Source organism: Thermonema rossianum DSM 10300 (assembly GCF_000426825.1).
GTDB classification, from domain to species: Bacteria; Bacteroidota; Bacteroidia; order Cytophagales; family Thermonemataceae; genus Thermonema; species Thermonema rossianum.
Genome location: NZ_AUGC01000004.1, coordinates 1 through 14,121, shown reverse-complemented (window position 1 = coordinate 14,121; position 14,121 = coordinate 1). Strand labels below are relative to the sequence as shown.

Here is a 14,121-nt window from a genome sequence, read left to right as displayed (position 1 = left end):
CATAAACTATGGACTGGATAGCTTGGATTTACGAGACCTTTTCCACCTACTCCCGCGATATGGGCGAGCACCTGCGTGGCTGGGATATCACTTGCACCGATTACATGGGCACCTTCTACTACGGCTGGCTTTTCTGGGCATTAGCAGGCATTGTCATTTTCACCTTGCTGCTATACTACAAACTTATTGATTCGCCCCGCTTGGTGCGGGCTTGGCACCTGTGGATGTTTATCGGCGGCGCTACCCTTCTTAACTTCATCGTAGGCTACGGGATTGCCACCTCTGCTACACAAGAAGGCAACTATTGCCCCGAGCTGGTCATTACCAATGGCGATGTCATCAGTGTGGGGCTCACACAAGCCCTGTTGACTTTGATACTGACAATAGCCCTCAGCTTCCTTTTCCGCTATTTCAGCACCAACTGCCGCAACACAACTCCATTACGTCCTTGGTAAACAAAAACACACTTCAGCTAAACCCATAATCCGTCATGCAAAAGAAACTGTATTTATTCGGTATCGGAGGCACAGGCGCACGAGTAATCAAAGCCTTGACCATGCTCATGGCTGCCGGTGTGAAGCCTCAAACAGAAGACGAATACACCATTATTCCTGTGCTTTTGGATCCTCACAAGCATAATAAAGACCTGCAGCGCACCCTGCAATATTTGAAACTATACAGGCAAATCACTCAAGAAACAGGCAATGACAACGGTTTTTTTGGCATACCCGTCAAAGCATTGGACGGCACCAAAGATTTTGCAAGCAGCCTGCAGGAAGTCAGTGCCAAGAAATTCCGCGATTTCATAGAACTGTCTTTAATGGATGAAGATAGCCGTGCCCTGGCAGAATTCCTGTTCTCAGGTTCTTCTGTCGACAAATACGGCAACGAAATACCCATGCTCGACATCGACATGGAAATTGGCTTCGTGGGCAATCCCAACATAGGCAGTGTGGTGATGATGAGTCTGCTCGAAGAGCTCGAAGAAATTCAAGCCTTTGCCAACCAGTTCAACGAACAAGACCGCATCTTTATCATCGGTTCTATTTTTGGCGGCACCGGAGCTGCCGGGCTGCCCAGCTTGGTACGTCTGATCCGGGGCGCCAAAGACACCAACCTGTCCAATAAGGGGCACCTGAGCAATGCCAAAATAGGCACCTTGGTGGTGATGCCCTACTTCAACTTGGAAAACAGCAGCAACAGCCCCATTCAAACCTCTGAGTTCTATATCAAAACCCGCGCGGCACTGAGCTACTACCAAAAACACCTGCGTGAGGAAATTAACGCCTTCTACTATCTTGCCGAAAATAACTACAAAGGCAAAGCCTACAAAAACGACCCCGGCGAAGGCGGACAAAAAAACGATGCCCACTTTGCAGAACTCATCGGGGCGCTGGCAGTGCTCGATTTCATGGAAGCCGGGAATTTATCCTTGGAAGACCGCTATCACCGCGAATTCGGCATCATGGAAGACAGCCGCACGATAGATTTCACCAAATTGGGAAAAATAACCCAAGATAAAATCAAGCTACCCCTGAGCAGTTTCTATCTCATGCACCGCTACTGGAAGGAACGTGCCCCCGAAACACTGGAAGTACAGGCATGGAGCACTACCGACCCCAAGGTAGAGAAGTCATGGCTCAATACGGAATTTTACCGCAATTACCTGGCGCGCTTCTTGGGCGGCTTCGAAGAGTGGCTCGAAGAGATGGCACGTAACGACCGTGCCTTTGCGCCTTTCAACCTCTCGAAAGACGCCTCGTTGGCAAGCTTCATCAGCGGTTTTCATGGCAGCAAAAAGAAAATGCTGGGGCTGGCCAAAGGAGACGTCACTTACACCGACTTGGACGACAAGCTCAACAAAATATCCAAAGGAGCCACCTACAAAAATGTGAATCAGAAGGTGCTGCGTCTGTTCCACGACGCCACCCGCGCTTTTATTGAAGAATACTATAAGTAGTCTATTTCTTAATTACAAACTACTCAAAACATTAAAACTATGGCAGTATTTGGTTATTCAGGCAAGAAAGACGAGCATTGGTTCGATATTGACCCATACAGCGACAAAGACATACTCAACATCAAGGACCCTGAGGGCGGTGCCGTTCAAGTGAAATCCACCGCCATCCCTTCGCCTCTGGCACGCTTTGATTTAGTATATCAAGCTTTCGAAAATATAAACACAGGACAGGGCGGACTGGAAGACGCCCGCTTGGTATCCTATACCTTGGACATCGCGGAAATCTTTTTCAAATACAAGCGTCTGCACCAAACACAAAGCGACCTGCGCATTGTCAGCTGGAAGAAAACCGAATCGCTCGAAACACTCGTATCTTCCGCTCATGAAGGGCATCGCGCTTTGGGCAAGGTATTGAACATATTTTTAAAGCAAGACCAAGAAGATTACCACACCGGACTGTGGAATGCCATTCACCTTATCAAATACAGCGGCAAAATTATAGGTGCCACCTCCCCCCTCACGCTCTTTGCCGTAGCCGGCGATGTGGACGACCTGCCCCCGCTTGCGCTCGACCAGCATACTGCCTTTCAAAAGATTGTACCGCTTCGGAATCGACAAGACGATTTCATCACCTACATGTATTTGCTCAGTACAGACAAATATTTCCGCACCTACTTCCCGGCACTTCACAGGTATATTGAGCGTGAGATAGAACAACTGCGTAAGGAAAGGCGCGACTTTGTGCAAGGGCTGGAAAGCCTGTCCGAAAAAGACATAGAGAAATATCCTGCCTTGGACTTGGGCAACGGTGTGCTGGAAATGTGCAAGGTGGCACTGCGTACGGAAGACCCGCACCGAGGTAACGAAAAAGTGCAAAAAAGTGGGTTCCTGCTCAGCGGTATAAGGAAACGCGTATCCAAAAAACCACTGGTTTTGAAAGAAGGCTATGAGGGGGATGTTATTTACATTGAGGGCAAAATGTGGGACAAACGCATCATAGTGCGCCAATACATATCCGAAGAGATAGACAAGCGCACGCTGCCCGAGCTCAACATCCAATACCCCTTCGTCACAGACGATGATTTCCTGGCTCCTTCTCTCATAGAGCTGCCCGCAGCCCTCAACAAGGAGGCATTCCACGCTTTCAGCTTAAAGCAAGAAGAGGAGGAAAAAACCTATCTGTATCCTTTGAAGAAGGAATTCTTCCGCTTCTTTACCGTAGAAGATTTATTGAGCCCTGACCCCGGCACGCCTTCCATAAAAGCCGAATACGTAGGCTTAGCCGTAAAAGTAACTTTGAGCATACCCATTGCGCAAGGCTTTATTCAATTCGAACGACGCTATAATCCGCCCATAAGTGCTGACTTAAGCGATGATTTTTACATACGGACATTCGAAGCGAACATTGCCATGCTGCCCCCCATACGCTTCGAAGAGGCAGGCATCCGGCCTTTCTATGCTTTGCAGATGGTCAATATGAAAAAAGAAAACGAAGTGAAGCTTCACTTCTACAAAGTAGCACCGGATGCGGACTCGCTGCCCCAAAAAGGCGATGCCATCGAAGTGCAGCGTGCTGATAAACTTTATGATATCAAGCACTATTGGTTAAGTGAGAGCTTCGACTATCTGGAAATAGAAGACCGGCAAGGCAACCGGGGCGTGGCAATTCCCAAATGGAAAGATATAAGCAAACACCGCAGCCGCGAATTTCACTTCTGTATTGACTTCGGCACCAACAATACCCACATAGAATACACCATAGATAATTCCGGTGATCCGAAGCCTTTCGACATCCTCGAGGAACACGACCGCCAGACGGTTTCGCTACTGCGCTTCGACCAAACGCAAGGAAGCATTGAGAGCTTGGTGCTGCCCGGGCGCATAGAGCAGTTGTTTGTACCGCAGGAAATTGCTCCCGGCACGCTGTATCATTTCCCGCAACCCACCATCCTGCTGAAAGACATCCAAAGTACTTACCAAGACACCAAGCCGCTTGTCAATAGCGCCATCGGCTTTGCTTTTGGCAGAAAATCGCTCGAGGGGCTGGGCGTTACGGCGGTAAAAAACTTGAAATGGACCGGCGGCAAAGACACCTCGGATATCAAGCGATTCTTGTCGGAAGTGATGCTGCTCATACGCAACAAAGTGCTTCTGAATGACGGCAATCTGAAGATGACGCGCATCACCTGGTTGTTCCCCAGCAGTATGTCGCAGGGGCGCCGTGAAAGCTTCGAAAATATATGGAAGGAACTCTGTCAAGAATATATCAGCAAAGACTGCGAGCCCAAGCCGGTGCTTGAGTCCGTAGCACCTTTCTATTACTACCGTCAAAAATATCCTGACGTAGGCGGCAGAAGCAACCTCGCCGTATCGATTGACATAGGGGGCGGCACCTCCGACTTGATATTCTATCAAGGCGACAGCACCGCCCAACTCATCAGCTCGGTGCGCTACGCCGGCAACGTGCTCTTTGGCAACGAATACAAGCCACGTGCCACGCCTCAATGGTTTAGCGAGGTGTATGACGAAATCATCAATAAACTGAGAGACGTGCTGCGGGAAAGCAACTCCGATATTAGCGATATCATGAAGCTGGGCAGCGAGGACTTCTGGCTTAAAAACATGATTCTTTTCAGTTTGGAGGACCACCCCGGCCTTCAACAAGTTGATCGCTCCGTTTACTCTTACACCTGGCGCCTGCAAAACCATAAGCGCATGAAGATTGTATTCCTCTACTTCTATGCCGCTTTGGTTTACTATGCTACCAAGCTGGCAAAGCAAAAAGGACTGGGTGTGCCATATACCTTCACCTTCAGTGGCAATGGTGCACGGGTTATCTCCATGATTTCGAGCAAGTGGAGCGAAGGCTCTGCCATCCACAAATTCACCTTGGACTTGGTGCGCCGTGCCTATGGAGAGGAAGTGAATGCACTCAACCTGAAGTTTGAAGAAAGTGTAGCCAAAGAGCTTTCTGCCAAAGGGGTGCTTATGACAAAAAACATTGCCTTTGACCCACAACAAGATGAAGAGCTTATGGTGAGCTACACGCAGCTGCTGCTGAACAAAGTCAAACAAGAGTTCACCTATGAAGAAGTCAAATCGCCCGAAGTAGCCGGAAGGGTTCTACAGGAATTTCAGGATTTCAATGAGTGCTTCATGGCTATCAACCAAACGCTCAATCTCACCAAACAATTCGATGTGCATGCAGAAGCGCTGAAAGGCTTCTTTGAGCTGCTGGAAAAGCCCCTTACCACCGATGCCATCAGCAACGCCATCGAAGACCACGACCAAAGCAGCGAGTATATCTCCAATGACAGCCACTTTGAAAACGACCCCTTCTTTGTGCCGGTAATTCTTAAGCTGCGCGAAGCTTTGTATGCAGACTGGACAAGAGATGTAGCACAATCTAATCAAAAGTAAAACGACGAAAGACTATGCGTATCTTCTTGTATATATGTTTCTTGACCCTGCCGGCATTCTTTGCCGGCGCTCAATCCGACGACAGAGAGGCGCTGGTTTTCAATCAGTTTAAGCGCTATGCTGCCTGCAAGCTCACGCAACTTTCTGTTCAACACGGCTCTGCCTCCTACGTAACCAAAGCAAGCGTGAACAAGGTTTGTGGCGACTGTAACAAACCGCCAACCTTTGAGAGACTAATTGCCACGCTGGAATCCAAAAGAGCTATAGACAACGCCCGGCTGGTGCAGCAGATTCGCGACTTGGAGCTCCCGCCTCAATACCGCCCGCTCAATGAGGCGAGCCTGCTCCGCTTCTTCCGGGAAGGCTTTTTCCGCTCGGGGCAGCTCAAAGAGTTTGCCGGGGACCGGCTGAGTCCCGATGGCAAGTACTCGTCCCAAAAGGAACTGTTCAAACAAACCCAAGCCGACATAGAAGCCTACATCTCGCGGCTTTTTCAAGAGGCAGCCTTGTCGCAAGCGCCCGAAGAGGAGGCAAATGCAGACGAGCCACCACAAGAAGCCCAATACCGGGAGCCGACCGCCGCTGAGGAAGAGGCGCCTGTGAAAGTGCAGTCTCCTGTCATCAGCCAAGCGGGGGACGACCGCCCACACTATTTGCTCTGGGCACTGACCTTGCTCAATACACTGCTGCTGGGATGGCTGCTTCTGCAAAGGAACAAGAAAAGAAAGCAGCGCCATGTTGCCTCCGGCTCATCTTCCACCACTTCAAAAATGTCCATGGCAACAAGTGAGTTGAAACACCTGAAGGAGGAAGTGGAAAAACTGCGCAATGAGCTCATAGAACTGCGCAATGCCAACAACAAAAGCAAAACGGCGGCCCCCGAGGAAAAAGCCCCGAAAGCAACAACTCCTCCCCCTTCCTTCGAACCCCAAACCTATTACTTCGAAGTGCCCAATCCGCAAGGCTACTTTTTGGCAGAGAAAGCCTCTTCACAATACAAAGAAGGGCGCAGCATCTTCGTATTGAACCGCTACAATGAGCAGGAGGCCGATTTCCGGCTGGTAGAAAGCCCCGCTGCCTATGAGCTGGCCATGCAATTCCGCAAAGAAGTATTGCATCCGGTTTCTGTCATAGCCGAAGGCAACGACTGGCTCCACGGCAAGCGGCTGGAGGTGATTCGCCCCGGGCGTGCCCGCCTTGAACAAGGCAAATGGGTAGTCACCGAAAAGATGGTCATTCAATATGTGTAACTCACAACAAACAACATAACTTTATAGCCAATGATACCTTGGATTATCATTTCAATCATATGTATACTACAATTATACTGTGCTTTCATTTTATACCGGCAGATAAGCACCCTTCGCAGCAGCCTGCCGGAAGAAACCGAATTAAGCTTTTTGATGCTTTATGTGTCTCTGGCAGACCTGAATGACGACGGCGCCCTCCATAATATTCTGAAAAAGCCGGAGGTATATACCACGCCGGACGAGGATGCCATCACCATAAGGGTACTGAGTGTGCAAAAGCCCACTGTTCCCTTTCAAGTTATTTTGCAAAACTTGAACGCCTACCTGGCAAGAAACTATCATGTAGCCATCGATTTCGGCATCATGAAAGACATCATCGAGCGCCCCATAGAAACGTGGCAGAAAGGCATCCGGCAACTTATTCCGGTGCCCATCCTGCTCGGTCTGTTGGGCACCATCATCAGCATCATTGTGGGGGTCATTGAATTGAGTGGTAGTCAATCAGCAGCCGACTGGGACATCAACTCCTTCTTAGGCAGCATTGCTTCTGCCATGATAGCAAGCGCCGCGGGGGTGTTGCTGACCGTAGCCGCCAACGTGTATTACCGGGTGGCTGCCCAACAAGCCGAAAAACGCAAAAACGCGCTCTTTGCCTTCATTCAGGTGCAAGTGTTGCCCAAGGTAGATAGCGGCTTGAGCCGTCTCATAGAGCAGATGCATCACCATCTGATGCAATTCAACGAGCGGTTTACGGAAAACACCCGCCGGCTGGATTACATCTTCGACAGAAACGAAAAGCTGCTCAAGGCAGTAAGCCAAATCCTCAACAAAGACAACCTGCAGCAAATGAGCTACTTGGCTGCCGAAACGAAAGAAATCCTTGCCCGAAGCAGGCTACTGGCAGAAAACTTCGAGTCGCTCGGTCATTTCATCAAGTCTCTTGACAAAATGACTCAAAGCAACGAAAAAACAACCGTCGCGCTGCATGCTGCCCTGCAACGCATCGACAACATCGACAAGATAGCCCGTAACCTCGAGCTGCGCCTCAATGAGAGCCAAGCCTTGCTTGAGTTCCTGAGCAAGCACTTCAAGCAGATGGAGCAATACGCCCAAGCCGTGGAGCAAGCCAACCGGCAATACGTGAGCGATATAAAAAGAGTGCTGCAAGAAAATCAAGCAACACAAGAAACCTTTGTCAACAACCTCAATGCTTCCCATAAGAACCATCTGGAAACAATCTCTAAGAACTACGAACAATCCATGAATGCCCTCAGCCAAAGCTATGAAAACCTGCAAGAGCATATATCCAAGCTAATTACCTCACTTGTAGAGCATCTGCACGGACAAATACCGCCTGTACAGGATGCAGTTGAGCAAAACCGCAAAAACCAAGAGGCGCTCAAAGAGAGCATACAGCAGCAGCATCAAGCCATGCTGAAAGACTTACAAGAGGCATTCGAATATTTCAAAAGAGAGAAAAACCTCCTCGAAGAAGAAATCGAAAAACTCAATCGCCTGAAAGAGGGGGTGCCACAGCGCATAGAACAGATAGAAGAACAAACCGGACGCATCAGCCGGCAACAAGAGCAATTCAACGAAGCCATCAAACAAATAACAGACAAGCTGGCGCAGATGAAAACCCTCATTGAAGAGGGCAAACTGGTAGTAAACAATCAGGCAAAAACACGCGAAAATAAGCAAGCACAGCCAAGCAACACCTCCCAAGTCAACAACGGACAGACGGGGCAAGAGTATCTACCCCCCTCTTCGCAAGGGGAAGAGGAAATGGCAGGAGCAGAAGAAAAGGGCATGTCCCCTGCTGCCTCGTGGCTACAAAAAGTGCGCAACTACTTCAAAGGATGGTTTAAATAAAAGAAGCCGCAGTCATGAGCCTATTCGACAACGAAGAAGGGATGTATTGGCCCAGCTTTACCGACTTGATGATTACACTTTTTTTCATCATGCTGGTGCTGTTCGTATGGGCGTATTCTACCTACAACCCCGAGGCAATCAACCGGCTCAAAGAGCAGCTGGAGGTCACGCAACGGCAAGTAGAAAGCATCAAAAAAATAGAACAGGCACTCAAAGAGCTGCCCGACAAGTATTTTGAATATGACCCACGCTACAAACGCTTTTCTTTGAAAAAAAACATAGAGTTTGAAACCAAAAAATACGATATACGCCCCCAGTACTACGGTTATTTGCTTCAGGTGGGGCGCGAAATAGAAAAGCTGATTTCACGACTTCAGGACTTATACCGCGACAAAGACATACGCTATGTCGTCATCATTGAAGGGATGGCATCAAAAGACGGCTATGAATACAACTATGAACTCAGCTACCAGCGCGCCCTTGCCATCTACCGCTTCTGGAAACGCCACGGCATCAAATTCGATGAAAAGATATGTGAGGTGCAAATTGCAGGTTCCGGCACCGGTGGCATCGGGCGTTTTCCGCCTGCCCAAGAAAAACGCAATCAACGTATATTGATTCACATACTGCCAAAAGTTGAATACTTTGCCGATGAAAACTAAGCTGCTTGTCATCACCAGCTTTTGCCTGATGCTGCTTTGCCTAACGGGCTGCAACGATGCCCGGCGCTCGGGCAAGCGCAAACCCAGAACCGCCCAAGAACAGCCGCAGACAACATACAAGCCGGAACGTAAGGCATCTCCCACAAGCCCAATACAAGAAAACAAGGACTATAGCGAAGAGGTAAGCGTAAGCCCCGACACCACCGCCCCGGTAATACTGCCCATTGAAGAAGAGCACGGGGTGCAATACATATGGGTGACGGTCAATGGATTGAAGCTACGCTTTGTGTTCGACACCGGCGCCAGCAACCTGTGTATCTCTGCTGCCGAGGCACTGGTTTTGCAACGCCAAGGCACCCTGCGCAAGGAAGATTTTTTGGAAAAAAGGCAGTTCCAAGATGCCACCGGGCGCATCTCCGAAGCTCATGTGGTGCGTCTGCGGCAGGTAAGCATCGGCAACCGCACCCTCCACGACGTGGAAGCCCTGGTCATCGAAAACCTTGACGCTCCTTTGCTGCTGGGGCAGTCTGCCTTGCAACGCTTCGGCAAAATAGAAATAGACAACCGCCGGAAAGTTATCCTCTTGGAATAAGCAGCCTTTTTTCTGTATTTTAGAAGCAGGTATAACCAAACTATTGTTTCCTTATGGACGAAAAACAAAACACAAGCAGCGTCTCACCGGCTATTGTAGGTGCCCAATATGGTGCCTACGCAGGGCTGGCTTCCGTCATTTACAGCCTGGCAGCCATGACCCTGGGCGTACACGAAAACACTTTGGTGGGCATTCTGGGCGTAGCCGTCCCCGTCATCTTCATGGCGTTGGGTATATTTGCTTACCGGCGGGCAAATGAAGGCTCTGCCTCTTTCGGGCAAGCCTACCTCGTTTGTATCATGGTAGCCTTGCTTACGGCAGTCATCGCTTCTATTTTCACTTATGTGTATTTCTCTTTCCTCAACCCTGAGTTTTACGAAGCAACGATAGAGCAAGCTGTCTTGCGAATGGAAGAGAAAGGAACCCCGGATGAAGCCATAGAGACTGCCAAGCGGTTCATGACGCCCGGTTATTCGGCTGTCTTCGGTTTCTTAGGTAACATTTTCATTTTGGGAATCATTGGCTTGCTCGTAGCCGCTATTTTGAAAAGGTCGGAATAAATGCTACCGGGGGCATAGTCGAACAGTTTCCGCATACAAGGGGGCATCTGCTTTGCCCTCTTGTTTTTTTATCTTGTCTTCCCGGGCATGTCTCCACTATGTTTTTTTGCCATCTTGTGCCTCCCCTTTTTCTTACATTCAAATACCCTCTCTTGGTTATTTCGAGTCCCTTTTTACACTCCCGGCATCCCTCTTTTCGTTCTTTCGGGTCTCTCTTTTTGTTCTTTCGAGTCCCCTTTTGTCATTTCGAGCGCAAGCGAGAAATCTCTTGCCTCAAAGGAGAAGTTTGGTTTGAAGAAAGGTCTCACTGCCTTCGACATGACAAAAGATAAACTTGGTTTGATGAGATTGAGATTTCTCACCTCACTGCGCTCGTTCGAGATGAGAGGCTGTGCTTCTTTCCGGCATTTTTTAAGCTTGCTGCAAGCTGTACTCCAGCGATACCGTGGCGTTCAACAAACGGGAAATAGGGCAGTTCTCTTTTGCGTCGTTTGCCAGTGCTTCAAAGCGACCGGCATCGATGCCCGGCACCTTGGCTTGCATCTTCAGGTGCGAGGCTTCTATGGTGCCATCTTTCATTTCTATGGTGCAGGATACCTCCAATTGTTCGGCTTCAAAACCGGCTTCCTGTAAGTTAAATGCCAGCTTCATGGCAAAACAACCGGCGTGTGCTGCGGCAATCAGCTCTTCGGGATTGGTGCCTTCGCCTTCCTCGAAGCGGGAATGAAACGAATAAGGCGTTTCTTGCAACACGTGGCTTTGGGTGGTTAAGGTCCCCTTACCCGCTTTTCCGCTGCCTTGCCATTGTGCAGTTGCTTTTCTACGTATCATACGAATGTTGTTTTTGATAAACTAAACAAAAGTTAGCTTATTTCGCTAAATTTCACAAAGCCACCCCAAAGAGATGCCTGCTTTTTTTGACTTGCCTTCTTGCCCCTCTCTATGGCATGCTTCTTGTCTGTCATGCGTAAACAGCAGTTTTTTTCAGAAGTTTTTATTTTAGCCTTAAGCAGTCGAAACACATAAAAGAAAGCTGTGATGGAAGAAAATTTATTCAAGAAGACGATCGTAGAAACACCCCGGAATTCGGAGCAAAGATGTCTTTGTGTGCTTTGTTTGGACGTATCGGGATCAATGAAAGGCAAGCGCATTGAAGCCCTCAATGAGGGGCTGCAGGAGTTCAGCAGGGCTGTCAAAAAAGACCCGGTGGCACGCAAGCGCCTCGAAATAGCCATCGTTACTTTTGACAACATCATTGAAATAAGGCAATACCCCGAACTTATCGATTTCTTTGATATGCCAACGCTCCAGGCAGCCGGCACTACCCGGCTGGTCGATGGCGTACGCACCGCCTTGCGCATCATAGAAGAGCGTAAACAATACTACAAAAAGCATGGCTTGAACTACTATCGCCCCTTCGTGATTCTGATGACCGACGGCGAACCCGACATAGGGCAAGACATTCATGGTTTGGCACAAGAAATCAAGGAAGGTGTAGATCAAAAAAAATTCACCTTCTGGGCAGTGGGTGCACAAGGCTGTAACTACAAGGTGCTTAATTACATATGCCACCCGCACATGCCGCCCAAAGCACTGGACGGGCTCAAGTACAAAGAGTTTTTCCAATGGCTGAGTGCTACCATGACCATCGTGAGCAAGTCGTCACCGGAGAAACGCTTTTTGCCCCCACCCATTACTTCATGGGAGTTAAGCGACCTGAGCGCAGAGCCCACTCAAAAGCCCTTCGATGAAACCAATGAATAGAATATAGCTCAAGCAAGCGGCAGCGGCCGAAAGCAAAGCCGTTAAGAACTGATGCTTTTGCCACATACATTTCACAGTGAATATATTCAAGCTGTATTTCCTTCAATATCGAAAAAGAGAATGGAAGACAATCTATTCCAAAAAACCACTGTAGAGGTTCCCCGCAACAACGAACAAAAATGCCTGTGTGTGCTTTGTCTGGACGTATCGGGCTCAATGAAAGGTGCCCCAGGCACTCAACGAAGGGATAAACGTCTTTATCGAAGCAGTAAAAAAAGACAAAAATTCACCTTTTGGGCAGTGGGCTCGGAAAATTACAATCATAGGGTACTTAGCACATTATGTCACCCGTCAATGCCACCCAAAACGCTGGACGGGCTCAAATACAATGAGTTTTTTCAATGGCTGAGTGCTACCATGACCATCGTGAGCAAGTCGTCAAAAGTGGAAGATTTTCAGCCGCCCCCTACCGTTTCTTGGGAAGTAGCTCCCAGTCTGCCATCTCTCACCCAAAGACTCATCGATGGATAAAGGTGTGGAATGGCACATAGGACAACGCACAAAACGGAAAAAGGAATCAACAAAAAAATTACGCACTTATGTGGCTCACTGCGCACGCTTCTGTTGAGGGCAGCTCACATGCAGCTCATAACCTGCCTTGTCAAGATGCTCACTTATGCAAACTCATAAAAGACACAGACGCTCTGCTGTGTGTGGTATCTGATGGAGCCGGCTCATCGCCCTTGTCCCACCTCGGTGCCGGCATCGTGGTAGAAGCTGCCTATAAGCATTTTTCCCGTTTATTGAAGGAAAAAGGATGGCACAACAGCCATACGCCCCCTGCGTCTGCGGCCTGGCATGAAGTAGCCAAACAGGCCTTTCGTGGAGTACGACAGACAATAGAAGCGGCTGCCAAAGAAGCGCGTGTGGCACCACAAGCCATGGCAGCCACTGCCATTGTGGCCATTGCAACCCCCCATTATTTATTGTGTTCTCATATTGGCGACGGCCGGGCCGGCTACAGAACCACCGGGGGCGTGTGGAAAAGTATGATACAACCCTACAAAGGCGAATATGCCAATGAAACCATCTTCATTACTTCGCCTATTTGGGAAGGCAACGCCCCTGACCAATACATAGAAAGCCGGGTAATAGACGAACCCGTAGATGCCGTGGTATTGATGTCAGACGGATGCGAAAACGTATGTTATGAAACGACCATATTCAACCCGGAAAAAGGCGCCTACCAAAACAAGAACACCCCCTTTGCCGGCTTTCTCGACCCAATGATCGATGCCCTGCACCGTATGTATGCCCAAGGCATGGATACGTCTTCCATTAACCGGTTTTTGGAAGAATATCTTGCCCAGGACCCTGTTTTCGCAGAAGAAACTGACGATAAAACGCTCATCTTAATCGCAAAAAAATAAGCCAACCCATGCAACTGTTTACCTCCAACGGAACGCCCGTCCAATTGGGCGAAATGCTGGGCAGCGGCGGTGAAGGAATCGTTTATGAAGTAAACAACCACCCCACCCGCACCTCCTTGGTTGCCAAAGTGTTTTTCTCGCCCGAAAAAGCAGCGCAAAAAGAAGCCAAGCTGCGCTATATGATACAAAACCCGCCCGAAATCATCGAACAGGACGGGCACACCTTCCTTGCATGGCCCATGGACCTGCTCTTCAACGAACAGGGACAATTCACCGGATTCCTCATGCCCAAAGCCGAAGGCGTCGAGCTCGAATACCTCTGTTCACAAGACTTCGAACACTATCCCGAATTTCAGGAGCATGCGTGGAGAAAGTTTTACTTCTCCCACCCCATGGTGGCATACTACCGCCTGCGCACAGCATTCAATATCTGTGCGGCCGTGCATGCCTTGCATCAAAAAGGATATGTCATCGGCGACCTCAAACCCGTCAATATCTTTGTATTGCCCAACGGTCTCATTTCCATTGCAGACCTCGACAGCATACAAATACACACAAAGGAAGGACACTTCCCTTCCATGGCAGTCACGCCGGAATATGCCCCGCCCGAA

13 protein-coding genes are annotated in these 14,121 nt (G+C 49.1%); 12 read left to right on the top strand and 1 reads right to left on the bottom strand.

From position 1 onward, the window contains the following. The first annotated feature begins 8 nt into the window (after positions 1–8). The 8 genes from K384_RS02385 to K384_RS02350 are packed head-to-tail and all read left to right on the top strand — an operon-like array spanning position 9 to position 10,316. The gene (locus tag K384_RS02385; RefSeq protein ID WP_038029082.1) at positions 9–455 is read left to right on the top strand and encodes a hypothetical protein; all 447 of its coding nucleotides are present in this window, start codon (positions 9–11) and stop codon (positions 453–455) included. Positions 456–490: 35 nt separating this feature from the next. After that, positions 491–1,960, top strand: coding sequence for a hypothetical protein (locus tag K384_RS02380; protein WP_038029081.1), 1,470 nt, complete (start codon positions 491–493; stop codon positions 1,958–1,960). Between the two features lie 39 nt (positions 1,961–1,999). Further along, positions 2,000–5,380 (top strand): hypothetical protein, encoded by a 3,381-nt coding sequence (locus K384_RS02375; protein WP_038029079.1) that lies wholly within the window; start codon positions 2,000–2,002, stop codon positions 5,378–5,380. A 14-nt stretch (positions 5,381–5,394) separates the two neighbouring features. Then, positions 5,395–6,630 carry a hypothetical protein gene (locus K384_RS02370; RefSeq protein WP_038029077.1) on the top strand — a complete coding sequence of 412 codons (1,236 nt, stop codon included), beginning with the start codon at positions 5,395–5,397 and terminating at the stop codon, positions 6,628–6,630. Between the two features lie 30 nt (positions 6,631–6,660). Next, entirely contained in the window at positions 6,661–8,502 is a 1,842-nt protein-coding gene (locus K384_RS02365; RefSeq protein WP_038029074.1) for a MotA/TolQ/ExbB proton channel family protein, read from the top strand. 14 nt (positions 8,503–8,516) lie between these two features. After that, positions 8,517–9,164 (top strand): OmpA family protein, encoded by a 648-nt coding sequence (locus K384_RS02360; protein ID WP_038029072.1) that lies wholly within the window; start codon positions 8,517–8,519, stop codon positions 9,162–9,164. Beyond that, positions 9,154–9,756, top strand: coding sequence for a retroviral-like aspartic protease family protein (locus K384_RS13215; protein WP_051633040.1), 603 nt, complete (start codon positions 9,154–9,156; stop codon positions 9,754–9,756). The genes K384_RS02360 and K384_RS13215 overlap by 11 nt, the downstream gene beginning before the upstream one ends. A 53-nt stretch (positions 9,757–9,809) precedes the next feature. Next, entirely contained in the window at positions 9,810–10,316 is a 507-nt protein-coding gene (locus K384_RS02350) for a DUF4199 domain-containing protein (RefSeq protein ID WP_038029071.1), read from the top strand. Positions 10,317–10,727: 411 nt separating this feature from the next. Here the strand turns inward: K384_RS02350 and K384_RS02345 are convergent, their stop codons facing one another. Beyond that, positions 10,728–11,147: an OsmC family protein gene (locus tag K384_RS02345; protein ID WP_038029069.1), complete on the bottom strand. Its 420-nt coding sequence runs from the start codon at positions 11,145–11,147 to the stop codon at positions 10,728–10,730. 207 nt (positions 11,148–11,354) lie between these two features. Between K384_RS02345 and K384_RS02340 the strand changes: the two genes are divergently transcribed. The 4 genes from K384_RS02340 to K384_RS02325 all read left to right on the top strand — a co-directional run. Beyond that, on the top strand, positions 11,355–12,080 hold the full coding sequence (locus K384_RS02340; protein WP_051633039.1) for a vWA domain-containing protein: 726 nt from the start codon (positions 11,355–11,357) through the stop codon (positions 12,078–12,080). A gap of 354 nt (positions 12,081–12,434) precedes the next feature. After that, the gene (locus K384_RS13705; protein WP_157630019.1) at positions 12,435–12,611 is read left to right on the top strand and encodes a hypothetical protein; all 177 of its coding nucleotides are present in this window, start codon (positions 12,435–12,437) and stop codon (positions 12,609–12,611) included. 68 nt (positions 12,612–12,679) lie between these two features. Next, entirely contained in the window at positions 12,680–13,510 is an 831-nt protein-coding gene (locus K384_RS02330; RefSeq protein ID WP_038029065.1) for a PP2C family serine/threonine-protein phosphatase, read from the top strand. A gap of 8 nt (positions 13,511–13,518) precedes the next feature. Next, positions 13,519–14,121, top strand: a 603-nt coding sequence (locus K384_RS02325) for a protein kinase domain-containing protein (RefSeq protein WP_038029063.1), incomplete at its 3' end; no start/stop codon positions are given.